This is a genomic window from Lacinutrix sp. MedPE-SW (assembly GCF_001874145.1).
Lineage (GTDB): Bacteria > Bacteroidota > Bacteroidia > Flavobacteriales > Flavobacteriaceae > Lacinutrix.
Map to the genome: position 1 here is coordinate 78725 of NZ_MPCX01000006.1, position 20798 is coordinate 99522.

Sequence of the window (20798 nt, forward strand, 5' to 3'; positions counted from 1 at the left end):
GTCGTTAAATTCTATAAAATTGATTATTACAAATATATTGCTTAACTGTTTAAAACTGAAACAAACTTATTAACAAGTTTTTTCTTAAGAAACGGCATATTTCATCATTATTTTTTAATGTTTTTTAGCGTATTTACGTTTTCTTATAAAATTAAATATTATACCAAACAGTGCTAATATCAATAATGGCAATAGAATGTTAACCAGTTGCCATTTGGTTTTTTGTTTTGCAATTTTTGCATAATCTAAAAAGGCAACTTCAACTTCTTTACTTCGAATGTTTATAAGTCCATCGTCATCTAAAAGATAATTAACAGCATTGAGTAAAAATTCTTTGTTTCCGTAGGTTTCTTTTGTCCATTTATCGAAACCTAAAGTTGTTGGTCTTCCTTTGTCTAAATCGTTTTTAATAACGTCTCCATCTGCAATAACAATCATTTTTGTATTGCTACTTTTTGTTTTGTCGTTTTCAAGTGTAATTGGTTTAACACGATTGTTGTAAACCGAAGTAAATTCACCTTCTAATAACACAGCAAGGTTTTGCCTGTCTTTAGTAAATAACTCTTGAGCAGGTTCTTTAAGTGCAAAACCTAAACTAATTTCTTTAGGCGTACCTTCTAAACGGCTTGGTTTGTCACTTTTTAAAAGAATAGTCTTTTTAATAGCGTTTTTAAGCGTATCTATTTGGTTTGCAAAATCAAACTTTACAAAGTTTATATTATTTACAATTGGGTGATTAACGTCACTAAGTGCTAATGGAGAATATGGCCAACGAAAATGCTGTAATTTTAAGCTTTCATCTTGTCCTGTTTCTAGCGTAATACGACCAATGTTTTGACTTTTTACACTAGTAAGTAAAGGGTTTACCCTAACACCATATTTAAAAAAGAAATCGGTTAAATTTAAATCTCTTGGTACCGCTATATTTTTTCCTTCAGGATTAAATAAACTGTCTTTTTCCATGATAATTTTATCTACTAACCAAAGGCTTTTACCGCCATTCATGGTATATTGGTCTAGTACATATTTTTCGGCTTCTGTAAACGCTTCAGTTGGTTTAGCAGCTATAATTAAATCGTAACTATTTAAAGATTTTGATGTTTTTTGTGCATTAGTATCAACACTATCTAAAGTAAATGGTGCGATGTAATAATACTGCCCTAATGTTTTTAAAAAATCGGCAATTTTAAGATCTGGCAATTCATTATTTCCTTTTAAAATGGCAATTTTTCTACGTTTTGGGTTTACCAATTTGCTTAAACCATCTGCAAAGGCGTATTCTAAATGTTGTACAGAGTTAGTAACTAATTCTTGCTGGTTGGCATTTACTTTATATTTTACTAACGGGATGTCTATGGTTTGATTATCGTAACTAGCTAATGCCCAAGGAATAATAACACGTTGTGATTGCTGCCCGTTTTCTTGTACGCTAAGTTGCATTGGTTTTAAACCACGTTCACTTAATTGTGCTATATTTTGGTCACGAGTAGCTTCATCTTCAATTGGATTTATAAAACTAAATTTTATATTACTGTTATAAGCCGAAAATTCTTCAAGTAACTGTCTTGTTTCAGTTTGAAGTCTTCTAAATTCCGAAGGAAAATCGTCACCTTCTAAAAACACATCAATAACAATTGGTCTGTTTACATCTTTTATAACATTTAATGATGCTTCGTTTAAAGTATAACGTTTATCAGATGTTAAATCGAATCTGCCATAAAATCTTGAACTAATAAATATGTTTATTAGCAGAAGTGCTAGTGGTAATAATAAAAGGTTGAATTTGTTAATGGTTTTTGCACCTTCTAGATTAATTCGTTTTACCGTTAAAAACACAAAAAAGATTGTAATACTTAAAAAATATAATATATCTCGCGTATCTAAAACACCGCGACTCATGCTTTTAAAGTGCGAGGCCATGCCTAATTGTTCAATAAATGTACTGTTTAAAAACTCTGAAAGGCCTTCAAAACCAACATAAAATAAAAAGCATAGAAATACAGCAATAATAAATGCTACAATTTGATTGTCGCTTAATGTTGAAGAAAAAACACCAATGGCGGTATATGCAGCAACTAAAAAAAGTAATCCAAAATACGAGCCTAATGTACTACCAACATCTAGATTGCCAACAGGTTTCCCTAATTGGTTAACGGTATAAACATAGAGTAGAGTAGGAATAAGCGCTAAAATAATTAGTAAAAATGCGCCAAAGTATTTACCTAGTACAATTTGTAAATGTGAAATAGGTTTGGTTAACAAAAGCTCTAAAGTTCCTTGTTTTTTCTCATCGCTAAAACTTCGCATAGTAACCGCCGGAATAAGAAAAATTAAAATCCATGGTGCTAATAAAAAGAATGATGATAAATCTGCAAAACCGTAATCTAACACATTAAATTCGCCTTTAAACAGCCATAAAAACAAGCCGTTTAGTAATAGAAAAATGGCTATTACCAAATAACCAATTGGAGAAGCGAAAAATGAGTTTATTTCTTTTTTTAAAAGTGCGAACATTATTTACTTTATGTTATAATTTGGGTAACCTTTTAGATTACGCTTAATTTTCTAATCATTAGAGAGAGCAATTTAGGAAAAAATCGTTTGGTGTAAACACCAAGTTTTTCCTTAAAACCAGCAATATAAACTTCTTGTTTTTTATTATAAATAGCTTTAGCCATTACTTTTGCAAATTGCTCTGGTTTTATACCATTTTTAGTGGCTTTATCCATGGTATTTTGAGCAGTACCATTTCCTGTTAATGCATTTATAGAAACATTAGTTTTAACAAATCCTGGACAAATTAGTGTAACCTTAATATTATCATTAAACACTTCTGCTCTTAAACTATCAAAAAAGCCATGTAACGCATGTTTACTTGCTGCATAACTAGAGCGAAAAGGAGTACCAATTTTACCAACAATACTTGTAGTTACTACAAACTGTCCTGCTTGTCTTACAATAAAATGTGGTAATAAAGCTTTAGTAAGTGCAACTGTGCCTAAATAGTTAATATTTAAAATGCGTTTATCAACTTCAAAAGCTGTGTTTTTAGCTAGTGATCTTTGGCTTATTCCTCCATTGTTAACCAAAATATCTATATGACCAAAACTAGTAATTGCAGCTTCTGTTTTTTGCTTAAAAGTTACTGTGTTTTCTAAGTCTAGCGGTATTATTTTAACTAAGTCTGGATTTTTGCATTGCGCTTTAACAAGTTTTAAATCGTTTTCGTTTCTTGAAGATAAAATAAGTTTGGCATTATATTGAGATAAGACCATAGCAAGGTGTTTTCCAATACCAGAAGATGCTCCTGTAATCCAAATAATTTTATCTTTAAAAGTCATTCAATTACTTTAAACTGGTTAATTTATCTACACTCCAGGCTTCGGGTTTAGCATTAAACATTGGTTTTGTTTGCGCCCAAACGCCTTTAAATAATTTAGAGTGGCGATAGTTGTTTAAATCGGTTTCTGTATTCCAATAAGAATACGTAAAAAAAATATTTGTATTGTGTTTGTCTCTATAAAGTTCTAAAAACTGGCAACCTTCAAAATTGCGAATTTTCTGTTTTACAGTTTCAAAATTACTTAGAAATTGTTCTATATGTTCTTCAGCAAAACTCATTTTTACAATTCTTACAAACATTATATAATTTTTATTTTTAAAGTTTAAAAGGCTCTATTCTCTTTAAAGAAATTTATTGTTACAGTATCTCTAAGTTTTAATCCCATTAAAGAACTTGCTCCACCAACATTACCAGTGTTACCTTTGTAGATAGCAATTTCTAAATAATTTGAGGAGTTGAAAACTACTAAACCACGACCTTCATCGTTTCTTAATTCTTCAGGTGTATTAAAATTTACAATATCACTGTATTTTGTATGTATTTTTTTAAACTTATGGTTTCTTGCAGAGATTTCGTAGGTTCTACTTTTACAAAGTGTATCAAAAAACGATTTTTTAATATTGGTAACTACATTACCGTAATTATCAATATAAATAATACTACCAATTATTTGCGTTTTTTCTTCATTAACGTAAGGTTCTAAGTTTTTTATAGGTTTTATTTTATCTATACTTTTACCTATAACGCCTAATGTGCCACCACGAGCAATATGGCAAGCCACTTTTACAAAAACATCTAATACAGGGAAACTGGTTTCTATTTTATCGTGAATATTAATTTCTACAATTTGCTTAGGTGAAATTTCGGCGCAAATCATACTCATAATACCATTGTTTGCACAAACAAAATAATGTCCATTTAATTCTATGGCAATATGTTTGTTCTCTTGGTTGATTTCAGAGTCTATTCCAATAATATGTATGGTTCCTTCGGGAAAACTACTATATGCATTTTGAATTACATAAGCAGCCTCAGGTATATTAAAAGGAGAAATAGAATGAGAGATATCAACAATCCTTACATCGGGCATTTCAGTATAAATAGCGCCTTTTATCGCACCAGCAAAGTGATCTTTCTCACCAAAGTCTGTAGTTAATGTGATAATTGCCATTTAGTAATTGTTGATATTTATTTTGATTAAAGTGAATAAAAGTTGTGTAACTTCCTTAAGTTTATAAAACAAAACAAAACTAAGAAATTAGAATAGAAATTCTTAATTAAATCTATGCGCTTTTGAACGAAATAATTATTCAACTTGAAGAAATCAATCCAAAAGAATTTTTTGGAGCTGGAAACGAAAACATTAAGCTTTTAAAAAAGCACTTTCCAAAATTAAAAATTGTTGCCAGAGGTAACGAAATTAAAGCTTACGGTGAAGAAGATCTTTTAGAAGAGTTTGATAGAAGGCTCACCATGTTATTTAAACATTTTGCTAAATATAATAAGCTTGATGAAAATGCTATAGAACGTGTATTAACTAGCCAAAGTAGTGATGATTATACTACAAGTGCTAAAAGTGGTGAAACTATTGTACATGGCGTTAATGGTAAATTAATAAAAGCACAAACAGCAAACCAACGTAAATTAGTAGAGTTAATGCGTAAAAATGATATGGTTTTTGCCATTGGTCCTGCGGGAACTGGAAAAACCTATACAGGTGTTGCTTTAGCTGTACAAGCTTTAAAAAACAAAGAAGTAAAACGTATTATATTAACACGTCCGGCAGTAGAAGCAGGAGAGAATTTAGGTTTTTTACCAGGAGATTTAAAAGAAAAATTAGATCCTTATATGCAGCCTTTATACGATGCGTTACGCGATATGATTGCTCCCGAAAAACTTGCACAATATATAGAAAATGGTACTATACAAATTGCACCTTTAGCTTTTATGCGTGGTAGAACATTAGATAATGCATTTGTAATTTTAGACGAAGGTCAAAATACCACACACGCACAAATGAAAATGTTTTTAACACGTATGGGAAAAAACGCAAAGTTTTTACTAACAGGAGATCCAGGACAAATAGATTTACCACGCCGTACAATTTCTGGGTTAAAAGAAGCACTATTAGTACTAAAAGATATTGATGGTATTGGTATGGTTTTTCTGGATGATAAAGATGTTATTAGACATAAACTGGTTAAAAAAGTTATTGCAGCCTATAAAAAAATTGAAAATATTGATGCTTAAACTATAAGCGATATTAGTAAGTAATTTATAATTTTGTCAATTATACAAACAACACAACTAAAACCAACTATAAAAAAGTGGCGAAAAGCAATACAATTACAGATACAAATTACAATTTTCCAGGACAAAAAAACGTGTATAAAGGAAAAGTAAGAGCAGTTTATAATATAAATGATGAAGAATTAGTAATGATTGCAACCGATAGGCTTAGTGCTTTTGATGTTGTGATGCCTAAAGGAATTCCTTACAAAGGACAAATTCTTAATCAAATTGCTACAAGCATGATGAAAGCCACAGAAGATTTGGTGCCAAATTGGTTAACAGCAACACCAGATCCAAATGTAGCAGTAGGTCATTTATGTGAGCCTTTTAAAGTAGAAATGGTTATTCGTGGTTACCTTTCTGGTCATGCAGCACGTGAATATAAAGCAGGAAAACGTATGCTTTGCGGTGTACCCATGCCAGATGGTATGAAGGAAAATGATAAATTTCCAGAGCCTATTATTACTCCTGCAACTAAAGCAGAAATGGGAGATCATGACGAAGATATATCGAGAGAAGATATACTTAAAAAAGGCATAGTCTCTAAAGAAGATTATGTTATTTTAGAAGATTATACGCGTAAATTATTTCAACGAGGAACTGAAATAGCAGCTTCTAGAGGTTTAATTTTAGTAGATACCAAGTACGAATTTGGAAAAACTAAAGAAGGAAAAATTGTTTTAATAGACGAAATACATACACCAGATTCTTCACGTTATTTTTATACTGAAGGTTATCAAGAACGTCAAGATAATAACGAAACCCAAAAACAATTGTCTAAAGAGTTTGTAAGACAATGGTTAATTTCAAATAATTTTCAAGGTTTAGAAGGACAAACTGTACCAGAAATGAGTGATGAATATATTGAAACAGTTTCTGAACGTTATATAGAATTATACGAAAACATTATGGGAGAACCTTTTATAAAAGCCGATGTGTCTAACATACAAGAGCGTATTGAAACTAATGTTTTAGCGTATTTAAAATAGAAACTTATAATTACACACACAAAAAAGGGCTTGCATTTGCAAGCTCTTTTTTTTTACAAATTTAGGATTTATTAATTAAAAGAAATGTTACTATTTTCTAAAGCTAATAATGCTTTGTAGGGATCACCTTTTAAATCTAATAATTTAGCAAACGCAGGTTCCGTTTTGAAGCCTTTTAATTTTAATGTAATAATATCTTTTTTAAACTGAAGTCCTTTTTCTTTTAAAATTTTATTTTCAAGAAGCATGTGTCTATATGCATTTTGATTTTTAGTAGGAATGTCTTGGCCAAAAATTTCATATAGAAAATTTTCCGTTTTAAAAGTCGCAATGGTAGATGGTATAGTGTTTTGAATGGTTTGGTAAATATTAAAATCTTTATACCCTGAAAACTTCTGTTTTAAAAATGTTGAAAAATCATCGTGATTTTTGCATTCGCAAATTATATCTAAATCACTTTCTGGTATATCAATACCAATAGGAATTGTACCTGTTAATATTGGATTAAAAGGAGCTAACAACTCTAGTACCTTATTACTTTTTAAGTCTAGATACGCTTCTTTTTGTTTCTTATTTCCATTTTTTAAATATTTAATAGTGGTAAAATTTTCAATCAAAATTGTAATTTTCAGTTGGTTAAAAAACAAGTTTAAAATTAATTCTTTTTAATTAGAAATAAATACTTACTCATAAGTTATTAAAACCTCTACCACCTTTTGTAAATCACTTTCATTAATTTCAGTTTTTGGCGCTAAAGGAAACGTTTGTTGTCCAGGTCTGCTTATAAAAGCAGCACGCCAGCCAGCCCAAAGCGCACCAGCAACATCCCAACCATGTGCAGCAATAAGCATACAATCTTCTGGTTTTACGCTCATTTTATTAGCAGCCCAATTATAAACATCTGTAAAAGGTTTAAATTTTCCAACCGACTCTATACTTAATAAATTGTCAAAATATTGGGTTAAACCTGCATTTTCAATTTTAGTTTTTAAACTTTCATTGTTAGAATTGGTTAAAGCCACAAGTGTAAAACCTTCGTTTTTTAAATTATTTAAAGCATTTTTTACTTCAGGATGTGGTGGCAAATTTTGTAAACCTTTAAGCACAATATTTCTTGCTTTTTCTTCAGAAATAAAAACATTATTGTTTGCAGCAACCATTTGTAAAGCTGCAGCACCAATGTGTCCAAAAGGTTTATATTGTTTACTTGCAGAAACTACTAATGAATATTGTAAAAGTGTAGTAAACCATAAAGACAACAAATGGTCTTGATTATTTAAAACGGCTTTAACTTCCTTTTTTAATGGCTTTAAATCTAAAAGTGTTTCGTTTACATCAAAGAATACTACTTTAGGTTTTATAAAATTTATAGTTTTAATAGTAGTACTCATGCGTTTAAAATTTTACTTAAAATTTATAATTATTTTTTTGCTAAAGCAATTTTGTTAACGGTAAACTCCATATTAGAAATATCTTCACCAGCTTCATTAATTCTAGCATTGGTAAAGTATAAATAGCCATTATAAATGCTAAATGTATCTGGCCATTTTATAACATCACCTTCAACTAAAGTATGTATGCTACCATCTGGTTTACGGTACATAATTTTACTGTTTTCTAAATCACCAAAATATAGGTTGCCGTTTTCATCCATTATCATACCGTCTGGTGCAGCTGTTTTAGTTTCAAATGTTACTGCATTTTCAATGGCTTCAGTGTTATTTTGAGTTAAAGCTTCAGTAGATATACTGTGTAAATTATAACCTGTAAGTGCGTGATAATATAATTTATCATTTTTAGTGTCTAAAGCAATTCCATCGGAGTGTATTTGCTTTTCAAATTTGTTAGTTCCAAAGGTTAAAAACTCAGCATCAGCTTCAGTTGAAGGATGATTATCTAAAACACGTGTAAATTTTTCAGATTTTAAATCTAAAATTACTAATCCAGAATTTCCAGAATCTGTAAAGTATATTTTGTTATTCTTTTTATCTAAACGTAAATCATTTATATATGAATTTGGATGATATGCACCTTCATTTAAAATATATGTGTGCTCTAAATTTTTAGTATTTATATTAAATACAAAAACTCTTGGAGCATCTAAAACCTCTTGAAACAATGCGCTTCTAGTATCTAAAATGTAAATTAAATCATTATATACAACTACAGATTGTACACCAACAAATTTATCAGTTTCTACTTGGTCTCCAATTTCCCACGAGTTCCATGCTTTGTTGGGAAAAGGTAAAACAGTGTCGTTTTTTACTTCTACTACAGCATTATTTACACCTTTTCGCCATCTTGGAAAATTCACAAAAATGCGTCCGTCGTTACTAACAGAAATACCGGTAACTTGTTGACCTTTAAACGCCGTTATTTGGGTAACTTTTGGTGTTTTGGTTTGCTCTGTAACAGGAATAGATTCTGTATTATTTTCTTGTTTTTCTTTACATGAAATAAATAAAATAGAAAGAAATAAAATATAGTGTAACGGTTTCATTTTTAAGTATTAAGATTGAAATTATATAGTTTTAAATATACCAATTTAGTATAAATGGGTTATGCTATTTATGCTTAATTTGTTGTTAATTCTGAAAGTACTTGTTTAAAAGTATCTACAGGTTGTGCACCAGTTACGGCACTTTTACGATTAAAAACTATGGTTGGTACAGAGTTAACTCCCATGTTTTTCCAGAAGTCTTGCTTGTTTCTAACCTCTATTCGTGCGTTATCACTATCTAACTTTGCTAAAGCTTCTTCTGCATTTAAACCAACTTCTAAAAGAGCTTCTTTTAAAACCTCTCTTTTAGATACATCTTTTCTATCACTAAAAAAAGCCTTAGTTAAGGTCATTTTTAACTCGGTTTGTTTGCCAAAATCTTTTGCATATTCTAATAAAATATGTGCATCAAAAGTATTTGCCATTCGCATATCGTCATAATAATCAAATTTAAAACCTAGTGCTTCACCAGCTTCTGTCATGTGTTTTTGCGATGCTCTTTGTTGTTCTAGAGTAGAGCCATATTTCTCGGTTATATGCTCTATAACATTTTGACCTTCTGCCGGCATGTTTGGGTTTAACTCAAAAGGTTGCCACTCTATTTCTATTTTATCTTCAATACCTAATTCTTGTATTGCTTTTTCTAAACGTTTGTAACCAATGGTACACCAAGGACACACAACATCTGATACGATATCTATTTTTAATTTATCTGCCATTATCTTAATTTTATGTATTACTTAAAATAGTAAACCTTCTGTAAAATTTAGAAGGTTTACTATTATTAAATGAATTTAAGGGATTATTATTTTTTTGACCAAGCAAATTTTTCGAAAGCCTCATCTACAGGTGTATTTGCTATATGGTTAGTATAGTTACTAATTGTTTTTTGAGACAAACCTAAAATGATATCTAAAATATGCTTTTCCTCATATCCAGCGGCATAAAATGCATCTAAATCTGCTTGAGATACATTACCACGATTTCTTACAATAGATAATGTCATTGTACGTAATGCTTCTAATTTTTCATTATCTAATGGTGTTTCGTTACGTAAAGACTCAGTTATATTTTCATCTACTTTCATCATGTTTGCAATTCCTGTATGTGCAGGAACACAGTAATGGCATGCGTGCTCAACATTTATTGCTTGCCAAACTACAGTTAATTCTTCTTCGTTAAATGAAGATTGTGTAAATAATTCGTGTAAAGTTTGATAAGCTTCAAATATTTGAGGCGACGCTGCTAATACACCGTGTAAACCAGGAACCATACCGTAAGCTTTTTTAGATTTTTCTAGTAATGGTTTACTAGCTTCTGGTGCAGTTTCGATGTTGTGAATTTTTAATGTTGTCATAATTTTTCTTTTTTATTTGTTGATATGTTAATATTATCTAAACGTTCGTTTAGTTATTGTTTAAAAAAAATGATTTATAAATTTTTAAAAATCATTTCAATGTAATCTTCAATTTCTTTTTTTGTATTTACTCTAGATGCAGCAGCTAAACCATGTTTTGCTAATAATAAATAATTAGCCTGTTTTAATATTGTAGCTTCATCTTTATTAGAATCAATTTTTAATTTTTCAATTATAATTTCTTTTAAATTATTCATGAAATCATTCATTTGATTCTTAATTATCTCGTCTTCATTATTAGAAAACTCATTATAGGTATTAGTTACAAAACATCCATTTTTATTGCCGCTTTTTAAGTTTGAATTAATAGAATCATAAAAAAAATCTTTAATATCCTCAACGCCTTTGGTTCCTTTTTTTAGTTTATTTAAAGTAATATTAACTCTAGATTTATAAAGTTTTAAACTTTCTAAAAACAAACCATGTTTGTTACCAAAACTAGAATATATAGAAAACTTATTAATGCCCATTTCTTTTTCAAGCATTAACATAGAAGTTGTTTCGTACCCTTTTTTCCAAAAAAGATTCATTGCTTTTTCTACAACTTCAGCTTCGTTATATTGTTTTTTTCTAGCCATTTATTATTTCCGCGAAAGCGATAATATTTAATTACTCAACAAAACTAACCAATTGTTTAGAAACAAAAAAGGGATTAACAAATATTTGGGTTTTTAGACTGTAAATGCATTAAAATAATACTAAGTAATGTATAGATTATAGCTATATTTAAGGTTTTAAAATATAATTGTAGATGTACAAGATTATTAATGATTTTATTGCAGATTTTGCTTCATTTGTTTGGGGTTTACCATTATTGGTTTTACTAATTGGTGGTGGATTGTATTTACTTATTTTATCTAAGTTTTTACCATTTAGATATTTAGGTCACGCTATACAAGTGCTTCGTGGTAAATATGATAATAAAGAAGATGAAGGAGAAATCACCCATTTTCAAGCATTAACCACTGCTTTATCGTCTACTATTGGTATGGGCAATATTGCTGGAGTAGCTGTTGCTATTTCAATTGGTGGTCCAGGTGCTGTTTTCTGGATGTGGGTTAGTGCCATTGTTGGTATGTCTACAAAGTTTTTTACCTCAAGTTTAGCTATAATGTACAGAGGTAAAGATAGCGCAGGAAAAACTCAAGGCGGACCAATGTATTTTATTATGGAAGGTTTAGGTAAGCATTGGAAACCTTTAGCCATTTTATTTAGTTTTTGTGGTTTAATAGGTGCTTTACCTGTTTTTAACGTTAATCAATTAACACAGGCCATTAATGATATTGTTTTAAAACCTAATGGATTTACCGTAGATTTTAGTTCTAATCTAATTATTGGTTTAGTATTAGTAACCATTACATCTATTGTTATTTTAGGTGGTTTAAACCGAATAAGTAAAGTAGCATCTAAGTTAGTACCAAGTATGGTTTTATTATATTTTGTACTTATTCTAATTGTTTTATTTGTTAATGCTGAAGTTGTACCACATTATTTTAAACTTATTTTTACTGATGCTTTTGCTGCAGAAAATTATAAAGGTGATGCCTTTTTAGGTGGTTTATTGGGTGGACTAATTGTTTTAGGAATTCGTCGTGGTGCATTCTCTAACGAAGCAGGTATTGGTACTGCGCCTTTAGCACATGGTGCAGCAAAAACTAACGAACCTATTCGCGAAGGTTTAGTAGCCATGTTAGGTCCTGCAATAGACACTTTAATTGTGTGTACACTTACAGCTTTAGCAATTTTAGTAACAGGTGTTTGGCAAACTACCGAAGCTAATGGTGTTAGTTTAACAGCTAATGCATTTGGTGCTGCAATGCCAACGTTTGGTAAATATTTATTATTGTTATGTATTGTGGTCTTTAGTGTGTCTTCATTATTTTCTTATGCTTATTATGGCGGTAAATGTTTGTCTTTTTTAATAGGAGATAAGTACAAACATTATTACAACTACTTCTACATATTAAGTATTATTTTAGGAGCAACAACATCGTTGGCTTTAATGATAAATCTTATTGATGGTGTTTTTGCTTTAATGGCAATACCAACAATGACAGCGACATTAATATTAGCACCAAGGGTTATAAAAGAAGCAAAAGCGTATTTTAAAAGAATGAAAAATAACGCTATTGAATAGAATTTTTAAATTGCTGTGGTGTCATTAATTCCATTTTTTTAAACTGCCTATTAAAGTAACTTGTGTTATTAAAACCAGATTTAAAAGCAATTTCAGACATTCTAAAATCTTTAGATTCCTTAATTAGTTTTTTTGAAAACTTTATCTTTTCAGAGTTTATATAGTCTATAGGTGAAATACCTAACGTATTTTTAAATTGCTTATGAAAATGAGAAGTACTCATGTATGCTTTCTTAGCTAAAATATCCACACTAATATCTTTATTTGTTAAATTCTCTTTAATATACTTAATAACGGTTCCAATTCTGGTGTCATTAAACACTTGATGAGGATCGTTTATTATTAATGATTTTGCCTTTGTTTGCAGTAATCTTACAATTAATTCTTGTATCATTAAATCTAATAATACGTCTTTAGATTTATTGTTGTTAGTAAAAGTGTAGGTTAATCTTTCAATTAAATGGTTTACATCTGTATTATTAATTAAATGTGAAGCTGTTTCATCTAAATTCCAAGTATTATTTTCATTTTCAATAGCAACTTGCTGATTAAATTTTTCAACAACTTCATTAATTTTAAAGGCATCAATGCCTAAAGCCAAACATTGTGTTGGCTTTTCTTTCGTTGCTAATGGAAAATCTATAACCATTTCTTTTTTCGTTGGCATTACTACAGATTCACCAGGAAAAAAATCGAAAGCTTCAAAACCATCAATATGCATTACTTTTTTACCTGTAAGCATACTTGCTATAATAGGAAAATTAAAAGTTAAAGATACTTTTTCTGCAAAAGCATGAGTTTCGTAAATATTTAGTTCTGCATAATCAGCATTATAGGTTGTTCTGTTTTCCACTAAAGTGGTCAGTTTTCTATTTCTTTTATGTCTTTTAAGCAAAGGCTCCATACTCAATATTACAAAAAATTATAGAACAATTCTATTAATAATAGATATGTTCAAAACAATGATAAGATTGTTCAATAAAATTAGAATTTGATAAAATAACTTTATCAAAAATAAATATAATACATTTTTTGAGTGTTTAAAATATATAATTAATAAATAAATAATAAAAAGTATGAGTTATTCAAAACCAAAGTTTAAAGAGAAATATGGCAATTTTATTAATGGAAAATTTGTAGATCCAATAGGTGGTCAATATTTTGAAAATACCTCTCCAATAGATAATAGTTTAATAGCAAAATACCCAAGGTCACAAAAAGAAGATGTTGAGCTAGCATTAGATGCAGCAAATAAAGCCAAAGAAGCTTGGGGAAATACATCTGCTACAGAACGTTCTAATTTGCTAAATAAAGTAGCAGATATTATTGAAGAAAACCTTGAAGAATTTGCATTAGTAGAAACCTGCGATAATGGAAAACCTATTCGTGAAACCCTAAATGCAGATATTCCATTAGCTATAGACCATTGGCGTTATTTTGCTGCTTGTATACGTTCTGAAGAAGGTAGCGCAACAGAGCTAGACCAGCATACATTGTCTATGAATATTAAAGAACCATTAGGTGTTGTTGGACAAATAATTCCGTGGAACTTTCCACTTTTAATGTTATCGTGGAAACTGCCTCCAGCTTTAGTAACAGGAAATTGTGTTGTGTTAAAGCCAGCTGAGCAAACACCATCATCTGCAACCTTATTAATGGAAAAAATAGCCAATGTATTTCCTCCAGGTGTAATAAATATTGTACACGGTTTTGGGCCAGAAGCAGGTAAACCATTGGCCTCAAGTCCTAAAGTAGATAAAGTTGCATTTACAGGCGAAACAACTACAGGACAACTAATAATGCAATACGCCTCTAAAAACTTAAATCCTGTTACAATGGAGTTAGGTGGTAAATCGCCTAATGTGTTCTTTAATTCTGTAATGGATCATGATGATGAATATTTGGATAAAGCTATTGAAGGCGCAGTTTTATTTGCTTTTAATCAAGGCGAAGTATGTACATGTCCTTCCCGAATTTTAGTACAAGAAGATATTTATGATGCTTTTATGGAGCGAGTAATTAAACGTACAAATGCAATTATACAAGACAATCCATACGATGTAAATACAATGGTAGGAGCTCAAGCATCTAATGATCAATACGAAAAAATACAGTCTTATTTTAAAATAGGTAAAGATGAAGGCGCAAAAGTTTTAACGGGTGGCGCTGCTAAAAAACTAGAAGGTGATTTAGCTAATGGCTTTTATATTCAACCAACCATTTTAGAAGGACATAATAAAATGAGAGTTTTTCAAGAAGAAATTTTTGGACCAGTTGCTTGCGTAACAAAATTTAAAGATGAAGCTGAAGCAATAGAGATTGCTAACGATACGCTTTACGGTTTGGGAGCAGGCGTTTGGACGCGTGATGCACATCAATTATACCAAATACCAAGAGCGATTAAAGCTGGTAGAGTTTGGGTAAATTGTTACCATGCATACCCAGCGCATGCACCATTTGGAGGTTATAAAAAATCTGGATTTGGTAGAGAAAACCATGTGATGATGCTTAATTATTACCGTCAAACTAAAAACATGCTAATCTCTTACGATAAAAATAAATTAGGTTTCTTTTAATAGCGACGAACTTAAAAGCATTAAAGGCTGAGTTTTTTAATAATTCAGCCTTTTTTTAATAACTTTAAAATATGAAAAGAGTAGAAATTACAGAAGAAGCTTCCAAAGTATTAGAACAATTAAAACAGAAACACGACACATTAATATTTCATCAAAGCGGTGGGTGTTGTGATGGTTCAGCACCTATGATTCTTGAAAAAGAAGATATGTATTTAGATGAAAGTGATATACTTTTAGGAACCTTAAATGATGTTAATTTTTATATGAGTCAAGATCAATTTGAATATTGGAAACATACACATTTAACAGTAGATGTAACTGAAGGTCGAGGCGCAAGTTTTTCGTTAGAAATCCCTTTGGGACTTCGTTTTTTAATTAAATCTAGGCTATTAACACCAGAAGAAGAAGCATTTTTTAATGCCAGTTAGAAAACTTAAATTGCTAAAGCTAATAATTAATAAAATATGAGTAATTACCACATAAAACACTTAGAAGAATACTACCAGGTATATCGAAAATCAGTTAGAGAACCAGAAAACTTTTGGGAAGAAATCGCCGAAGAGCATTTTCTATGGCGAAAAAAATGGGATAATGTTTTAAGTTGGGACTTTACTAAACCAGAGGTAAAATGGTTTGAAGGAGCAAAGTTAAATATTACCGAAAACTGTATAGACAGACACCTTGCAACAAGAGGAGATAAAACAGCCATAATATTTGAACCTAATAACCCTAAAGAAGCAGCGGTACACATATCTTATAAAGCGCTTTACCATCGTGTAAATAAATTTGCAAATGTTTTAAAAAGTCAAGGTGTACAAAAAGGCGATCGTGTGTGTATTTATTTACCAATGATACCAGAATTAGCAGTTTCAGTTTTGGCTTGTGCAAGAATAGGAGCAATACACTCTGTGGTTTTTGCAGGATTTTCAGCTTCAGCATTAGCAACGCGAATAAATAATAGTGATTGTAAGCTTGTTATTACAAGTGATGGTTCTTATCGTGGTGCAAAAACTATAGATTTAAAAGGGATTGTGGACGATGCTTTAAATGAATGTGAAAATGTTTCTACAGTATTAGTTGCAAAACGTATCGACTCTAACGTAAAAATGAAAGCTGGTCGTGACCAATGGTTACAACCACTTTTAGACGAAGCTTCAAACCAATTAAAAGCTGAAGTAATGGATGCAGAAGATCCATTATTTATTTTATATACATCAGGCTCTACAGGAACACCAAAAGGTATGGTACATACTACTGCTGGTTATATGGTATATGCTGCTTATACATTTAAAAATGTATTTCAATATCGTGAAAAAGATGTGTATTGGTGTACGGCAGATATAGGATGGATTACTGGACACAGTTATATTATTTATGGACCATTATGTAATGGCGCTACTACTATAATGTTTGAAGGTGTACCAAGTTATCCAGATTTTGGTCGTTTTTGGGAGATTATAGAAAAGCATAAAGTGAATCAGTTTTATACAGCACCAACGGCTATTCGTGCATTAGCAAAAGAAGGTGTAGAACATTTAGAAAAATACGATTTATCTTCAATAAAAGTATTAGGTACAGTTGGAGAACCTATTAATGAAGAAGCTTGGCATTGGTATGATGATAATGTAGGTAAACGTAAATCTCCAATTGTAGACACGTGGTGGCAAACCGAAACTGGAGGCATTATGATTACGCCAATAGCTTATGCAACACCAACAAAACCAACTTATGCAACATTACCATTTATTGGTATTCAACCAGCATTAATGGATGAGCACGGTAAAGAAATAAAAGGTAATCAAGTTGATGGTCGTTTATGTATAAAATATCCGTGGCCAAGTATGGCTAGAACCATTTGGGGAAACCACCAGCGTTATAAGGATACTTATTTTTCGGCTTTTGAAAACAAATACTTTACAGGCGATGGTGCATTACGTGACGAAGTTGGATATTATAGAATTACTGGTAGAGTAGACGATGTAATAATTGTATCTGGTCACAATTTAGGTACTGCACCAATTGAAGATGCCATAAATGAGCATCCAGCTGTTGCCGAAAGTGCAATAGTAGGTTTTCCACATGATATTAAAGGAAGTGCATTGTACGGTTATGTAACTTTAAAAGAAACTGGAGAAAGTAGAGATCAAAATAATTTACGTAAAGAAATTAACCAGTTAATTACAGATCAAATTGGACCTATTGCTAAATTAGATAAAATTCAGTTTACTAATGGATTACCAAAAACCCGAAGCGGAAAAATTATGCGTCGTATTTTGCGTAAAATAGCTAGTAATGAATCAAATAATTTAGGAGATATTAGTACCTTATTAAATCCAGAATGTGTTCAAGAAATTATAGATAATGTGTTGTAGTGTAACATTTTAAATAAATCTGCGTCTAAATTGTATTGTTAGTTTAAATATAAAGTCATGAGGAAAATAGTATTATTTGTTAGTCTTTTTATATTAAGTTTTGTTGGTTTTTCTCAGCAAGACAATATACCAAAAGAGGTAAAAGAAAATATTCAATCTAGGATTGATAATCAAATTAATGCTAGTATTGTTGTTGGCTTTATTAATGGTGATAATGTAACATATTATAGTTTTGGAAAAACAGCAATAGAAAATGGAAAAGAAGTAGATGAAAATACAGTTTTCGAAATTGGTTCTATTTCTAAAACCTTCACCACAACACTTTTAGCTTTAAAAGTGAATAGTGGAGAAATGAATTTAAACGATCCTGTTTCAAAATATTTACCTAAAACAGTAAACATTCCAACACGAAACGGACAAGAGATTACTTTAAAGCATTTGGCAACACATACATCTGCATTGCCAAGAATGCCAGATAATTTTTCACCTTCAAATCCTTTAAACCCATTTGCAGATTATACTAAAGAGCAGTTATATACTTTTTTATCTAAGCACACTTTAACTAGAGATATTGGTTCACTTTACGAATATTCCAATCTAGGAATGGGTTTACTTGGGCATGTTTTAGAGTTGCAAAGCGGAAAATCTTACGAGAAATTAGTGATAGAACATATAGCAAATCCTTTACAAATGAATGACACCAGATTAGCATTTACACCAGCAATGAAAAACAGATTAGCTAAAGGTCATTCTGGACTAACTGAAACATCAAACTGGGATATTATTACTCTTGGTGGAGCAGGAGGAATTCGTTCTACAGCTAGCGATATGGTTAAATATTTACAAGCAAATTTAAATAGTGATATTATAGATTCAAAATTACATAATGCAATGGCTTTGGCTCATCAATCTTCATTTAAAAGTGAGGAGCAAAAAACCGAAATGGCATTAGCATGGCATATCGAGAATGGCAAATTTTTAATGCATAATGGTGCTACTGGTGGTTATTGTGCAATGTCTGCAATAGACAAAGGCAGTAAAAAAGGTGTTGTAGTTTTAACCAATACAAACGAAAATGTAGATGCTATTGCAATTAAATTAATGGTGCCATCATACCAATTAAAACCTATAAAACCATCAATAGCTAAACTTATAATTAAAGAAATAGAAACTAACGGTATTGAAAAAGCTTTAGCTTTATATAGGTCTACAAAATCATCAAATCCAAACGCATATAATTTTGATGAAAACCAACTAAATACATTAGGCTATCAACTTATAGAACAAAATAAAAATGATATTGCTTTAGAAATTTTTAAATTAAATGTGGCAGAATTTCCTGAAGCTTCAAATCCTTACGACTCGTTAGCAGAGTTATATTTAAAAATGGGAGAACAAGATTTGGCAATTCAAAATTATAAAAAATCTTTAGAGCTAAATCCTGCAAATACTAATGCAAAAGATGTTTTAAAAAGCTTAAATGTTACTATAGAAGACGTAACCGTAAGTAAAGAGATGTTGCAAAATTATACAGGTAAATACCAATTGGCACCAACCTTTTTTATAACAGTAACCACAAATAATGGACGTCTTTTTTTACAAGCAACAGGTCAGCCTAAATTTGAAATTTTCCCATCAGACTATAATAAATTTTATTTAAAAGTTGTTGAAGCACGTGTAGAGTTTAATATTAATAATAAAGGAAAAGTAGATAGTATGACGCTATATCAAAACGGGCAAATTATGCCAGGAAAAAGAGTTGAATAACTTATTACACTTATTTAAACGCAAAAATATATTAAAGCCATTTCTTAAAATGGCTTTTTTTATATTTGTTAAGTAACTAAATTTTAAAAATGAATGTAGAGCCACTTTTGGTTTATATTAGTGAATATGTAACCTTAACAGAAGATGAAAAAACTTTTTTAAAGAGTCATTTAACTTCAAGGAAATATTTAAAAGGACAGTATATTTTACAGCAAGGAGATGTAAGTAAAACCGAATGTTTTATAATTTCTGGTTGTACAAAAATGTTTTTTGTTGATGATGATGGACAGGAGCATATTATTAATTTTTCAATAAAAAACTGGTGGACATCAGATCTTGGTAGTTTTATTTCTCAAACACCTTCAAACTTTAATGTGCAATGTCTTGAAGATACAGAAATCATTCAATTTCATTTTAATACAATTGAAATGTTATTTGAAAAAATTCCAAAGTTAGAACGGGTTTTTCGAAAAATAATTGAAAAAGCACTTGTAGCTTCACAAAATAGAATTGTTAGAAATTTTAGTATGTCTGCTAAAGAAAGATACTTAGTTTTTAAGCAAAGTTATCCAGAAATAGAACAACGTATTCCACAATATATGGTAGCATCTTATTTGGGTATAACTAAAGAGTTTTTAAGTAAAATTAAAAGTCAAATTTCTTTAGAACATTAAATGTTAATCTAGTTTAACTTTATTTAATAAACCAGTTTATTTTTTGTGTTTTGTTGTTGTTAGATCTTTGCTGTATTAATATTAATACTAAAAAAAATGAAGAAAATTTTAACAGCAATACTAACATTTGCAGCATTTACAACAACAATTATGGCACAAAACAAAACAATTAATACAGCAGAGAGTAAGGTTGTATGGAAAGGTTACAAAATAGCAGGATCTCATGAAGGTACAATTAATTTACAATCGGGTAGTCTAGATTTTAAAGATGAGGTTTTAACTGGAGGAACATTTGTTATGGATATGGCCACTATTAGTACTACAGATTTAAAAGGAGATTATAAAAATCAATTAGATGGGCACTTAAAGTCTGACGATTTTTTTGGTGTAAATAATTATAAAACAGCAAAACTTGTTTTTAATAATGTTAAGGTAACAGGAAAGAACTCTTATAGTGTTACAGGAGATTTAACTATTAAAGATAAAACAAATCCCGTAACAGTAATAATATCTGTTTATGGAAGTAAAGCAACAGCAACGTTAAAAGTAGACAGAACAAAATTTGACGTAAAGTATGGCTCTGCAAGCTTTTTCGATGGTTTAAAAGATAAAGCTATATACGACGAATTTGATTTAGTAGCAGATTTACAATTTTAATTTATATTAATTAATTTTTAAAAGCGTCCTTGAAAAGGGACGTTTTTTTATATAAAAAATGGAAAGGATAGTGT

Annotated in this window: 20 protein-coding genes; 9 read left to right on the forward strand and 11 right to left on the reverse strand. The window is 30.3% G+C overall.

Annotated elements, in window-relative coordinates:
- Positions 1 to 114: 114 nt before the first annotated feature.
- Genes gldG through BM549_RS07430 form a run of 4 tightly spaced genes read right to left on the reverse strand, consistent with a single transcriptional unit; the run spans position 115 to position 4514 of the window.
- Positions 115 to 2514 (reverse strand): gliding motility-associated ABC transporter substrate-binding protein GldG, encoded by a 2400-nt coding sequence (gene gldG / locus BM549_RS07415; RefSeq protein WP_290469689.1) that lies wholly within the window; start codon positions 2512 to 2514, stop codon positions 115 to 117.
- Positions 2515 to 2546: 32 nt separating this feature from the next.
- Positions 2547 to 3341: an SDR family oxidoreductase gene (locus BM549_RS07420; RefSeq protein ID WP_290469690.1), complete on the reverse strand. Its 795-nt coding sequence runs from the start codon at positions 3339 to 3341 to the stop codon at positions 2547 to 2549.
- Positions 3342 to 3345: 4 nt separating this feature from the next.
- Positions 3346 to 3642, reverse strand: a complete 297-nt coding sequence (locus BM549_RS07425; RefSeq protein WP_290469691.1) for a putative quinol monooxygenase — start codon at positions 3640 to 3642, stop codon at positions 3346 to 3348.
- 23 nt (positions 3643 to 3665) lie between these two features.
- Positions 3666 to 4514: an SAM-dependent chlorinase/fluorinase gene (locus BM549_RS07430; RefSeq protein ID WP_290469692.1), complete on the reverse strand. Its 849-nt coding sequence runs from the start codon at positions 4512 to 4514 to the stop codon at positions 3666 to 3668.
- 122 nt (positions 4515 to 4636) lie between these two features.
- On the opposite strand from BM549_RS07430, the gene BM549_RS07435 reads away from it, so the two are divergent.
- Together BM549_RS07435 and BM549_RS07440 are read left to right on the forward strand one after the other, a co-directional pair.
- Positions 4637 to 5593 (forward strand): PhoH family protein, encoded by a 957-nt coding sequence (locus BM549_RS07435; protein ID WP_290469693.1) that lies wholly within the window; start codon positions 4637 to 4639, stop codon positions 5591 to 5593.
- Positions 5594 to 5670: 77 nt separating this feature from the next.
- Positions 5671 to 6624 (forward strand): phosphoribosylaminoimidazolesuccinocarboxamide synthase, encoded by a 954-nt coding sequence (locus tag BM549_RS07440; RefSeq protein ID WP_290469694.1) that lies wholly within the window; start codon positions 5671 to 5673, stop codon positions 6622 to 6624.
- Positions 6625 to 6695: 71 nt separating this feature from the next.
- Here BM549_RS07440 and BM549_RS07445 read toward each other — a convergent pair whose 3' ends face one another.
- The 6 genes from BM549_RS07445 to BM549_RS07470 form a co-directional block, all read right to left on the reverse strand.
- Complete coding sequence (locus BM549_RS07445) at positions 6696 to 7241, reverse strand: DUF4269 domain-containing protein (protein ID WP_290469695.1); 546 nt, start codon at positions 7239 to 7241, stop codon at positions 6696 to 6698.
- 66 nt (positions 7242 to 7307) lie between these two features.
- Positions 7308 to 8015 (reverse strand): haloacid dehalogenase type II, encoded by a 708-nt coding sequence (locus BM549_RS07450; RefSeq protein WP_290469696.1) that lies wholly within the window; start codon positions 8013 to 8015, stop codon positions 7308 to 7310.
- 29 nt (positions 8016 to 8044) lie between these two features.
- Positions 8045 to 9124, reverse strand: a complete 1080-nt coding sequence (locus BM549_RS07455) for an L-dopachrome tautomerase-related protein (protein WP_290469697.1) — start codon at positions 9122 to 9124, stop codon at positions 8045 to 8047.
- Positions 9125 to 9198: 74 nt separating this feature from the next.
- Positions 9199 to 9843, reverse strand: coding sequence for a DsbA family oxidoreductase (locus BM549_RS07460; RefSeq protein ID WP_290469698.1), 645 nt, complete (start codon positions 9841 to 9843; stop codon positions 9199 to 9201).
- Between the two features lie 86 nt (positions 9844 to 9929).
- Positions 9930 to 10481 carry a carboxymuconolactone decarboxylase family protein gene (locus BM549_RS07465; protein WP_290469699.1) on the reverse strand — a complete coding sequence of 184 codons (552 nt, stop codon included), beginning with the start codon at positions 10479 to 10481 and terminating at the stop codon, positions 9930 to 9932.
- Between the two features lie 74 nt (positions 10482 to 10555).
- Positions 10556 to 11119, reverse strand: coding sequence for a TetR/AcrR family transcriptional regulator (locus BM549_RS07470; RefSeq protein ID WP_290469700.1), 564 nt, complete (start codon positions 11117 to 11119; stop codon positions 10556 to 10558).
- A 173-nt stretch (positions 11120 to 11292) separates the two neighbouring features.
- On the opposite strand from BM549_RS07470, the gene BM549_RS07475 reads away from it, so the two are divergent.
- Positions 11293 to 12678: a sodium:alanine symporter family protein gene (locus BM549_RS07475; RefSeq protein WP_290469701.1), complete on the forward strand. Its 1386-nt coding sequence runs from the start codon at positions 11293 to 11295 to the stop codon at positions 12676 to 12678.
- Here the strand turns inward: BM549_RS07475 and BM549_RS07480 are convergent.
- Positions 12668 to 13582: an AraC family transcriptional regulator gene (locus BM549_RS07480; protein ID WP_290469702.1), complete on the reverse strand. Its 915-nt coding sequence runs from the start codon at positions 13580 to 13582 to the stop codon at positions 12668 to 12670. The genes BM549_RS07475 and BM549_RS07480 overlap by 11 nt on opposite strands.
- Before the next feature lie 172 nt (positions 13583 to 13754).
- Here BM549_RS07480 and BM549_RS07485 point away from each other — a divergent pair, with 172 nt between their 5' ends.
- From BM549_RS07485 to BM549_RS07510, 6 genes are all read left to right on the forward strand, one after another.
- Positions 13755 to 15254, forward strand: coding sequence for an aldehyde dehydrogenase family protein (locus tag BM549_RS07485; RefSeq protein WP_290469703.1), 1500 nt, complete (start codon positions 13755 to 13757; stop codon positions 15252 to 15254).
- Positions 15255 to 15325: 71 nt separating this feature from the next.
- Complete coding sequence (locus BM549_RS07490; protein WP_290469704.1) at positions 15326 to 15682, forward strand: DUF779 domain-containing protein; 357 nt, start codon at positions 15326 to 15328, stop codon at positions 15680 to 15682.
- 36 nt (positions 15683 to 15718) lie between these two features.
- Positions 15719 to 17626: an acetate--CoA ligase gene (acs, locus tag BM549_RS07495; RefSeq protein WP_290469705.1), complete on the forward strand. Its 1908-nt coding sequence runs from the start codon at positions 15719 to 15721 to the stop codon at positions 17624 to 17626.
- Between the two features lie 57 nt (positions 17627 to 17683).
- Complete coding sequence (locus BM549_RS07500) at positions 17684 to 19393, forward strand: serine hydrolase (RefSeq protein WP_290469706.1); 1710 nt, start codon at positions 17684 to 17686, stop codon at positions 19391 to 19393.
- 89 nt (positions 19394 to 19482) lie between these two features.
- Positions 19483 to 20067 (forward strand): Crp/Fnr family transcriptional regulator, encoded by a 585-nt coding sequence (locus BM549_RS07505; protein ID WP_290469707.1) that lies wholly within the window; start codon positions 19483 to 19485, stop codon positions 20065 to 20067.
- Between the two features lie 96 nt (positions 20068 to 20163).
- Positions 20164 to 20724, forward strand: coding sequence for a YceI family protein (locus BM549_RS07510; protein WP_290469708.1), 561 nt, complete (start codon positions 20164 to 20166; stop codon positions 20722 to 20724).
- The last annotated feature ends 74 nt before the right edge of the window (positions 20725 to 20798 follow it).

What these genes read in the sequence shown, in the direction of transcription:
- gldG (WP_290469689.1), bottom strand. Translation starts at nt 2,514, where the DNA reads ATGTTCGCACTTTTAAAAAAAGAAATAAACTCATTTTTCGCTTCTCCA.
- BM549_RS07420 (WP_290469690.1), bottom strand. Translation starts at nt 3,341, where the DNA reads ATGACTTTTAAAGATAAAATTATTTGGATTACAGGAGCATCTTCTGGT.
- BM549_RS07425 (WP_290469691.1), bottom strand. Translation starts at nt 3,642, where the DNA reads ATGTTTGTAAGAATTGTAAAAATGAGTTTTGCTGAAGAACATATAGAA.
- BM549_RS07430 (WP_290469692.1), bottom strand. Translation starts at nt 4,514, where the DNA reads ATGGCAATTATCACATTAACTACAGACTTTGGTGAGAAAGATCACTTT.
- BM549_RS07450 (WP_290469696.1), bottom strand. Translation starts at nt 8,015, where the DNA reads ATGAGTACTACTATTAAAACTATAAATTTTATAAAACCTAAAGTAGTA.
- BM549_RS07455 (WP_290469697.1), bottom strand. Translation starts at nt 9,124, where the DNA reads ATGAAACCGTTACACTATATTTTATTTCTTTCTATTTTATTTATTTCA.
- BM549_RS07460 (WP_290469698.1), bottom strand. Translation starts at nt 9,843, where the DNA reads ATGGCAGATAAATTAAAAATAGATATCGTATCAGATGTTGTGTGTCCT.
- BM549_RS07465 (WP_290469699.1), bottom strand. Translation starts at nt 10,481, where the DNA reads ATGACAACATTAAAAATTCACAACATCGAAACTGCACCAGAAGCTAGT.
- BM549_RS07470 (WP_290469700.1), bottom strand. Translation starts at nt 11,119, where the DNA reads ATGGCTAGAAAAAAACAATATAACGAAGCTGAAGTTGTAGAAAAAGCA.
- BM549_RS07475 (WP_290469701.1), top strand. Translation starts at nt 11,293, where the DNA reads ATGTACAAGATTATTAATGATTTTATTGCAGATTTTGCTTCATTTGTT.
- BM549_RS07480 (WP_290469702.1), bottom strand. Translation starts at nt 13,582, where the DNA reads ATGGAGCCTTTGCTTAAAAGACATAAAAGAAATAGAAAACTGACCACT.
- BM549_RS07485 (WP_290469703.1), top strand. Translation starts at nt 13,755, where the DNA reads ATGAGTTATTCAAAACCAAAGTTTAAAGAGAAATATGGCAATTTTATT.
- BM549_RS07490 (WP_290469704.1), top strand. Translation starts at nt 15,326, where the DNA reads ATGAAAAGAGTAGAAATTACAGAAGAAGCTTCCAAAGTATTAGAACAA.
- acs (WP_290469705.1), top strand. Translation starts at nt 15,719, where the DNA reads ATGAGTAATTACCACATAAAACACTTAGAAGAATACTACCAGGTATAT.
- BM549_RS07500 (WP_290469706.1), top strand. Translation starts at nt 17,684, where the DNA reads ATGAGGAAAATAGTATTATTTGTTAGTCTTTTTATATTAAGTTTTGTT.
- BM549_RS07505 (WP_290469707.1), top strand. Translation starts at nt 19,483, where the DNA reads ATGAATGTAGAGCCACTTTTGGTTTATATTAGTGAATATGTAACCTTA.
- BM549_RS07510 (WP_290469708.1), top strand. Translation starts at nt 20,164, where the DNA reads ATGAAGAAAATTTTAACAGCAATACTAACATTTGCAGCATTTACAACA.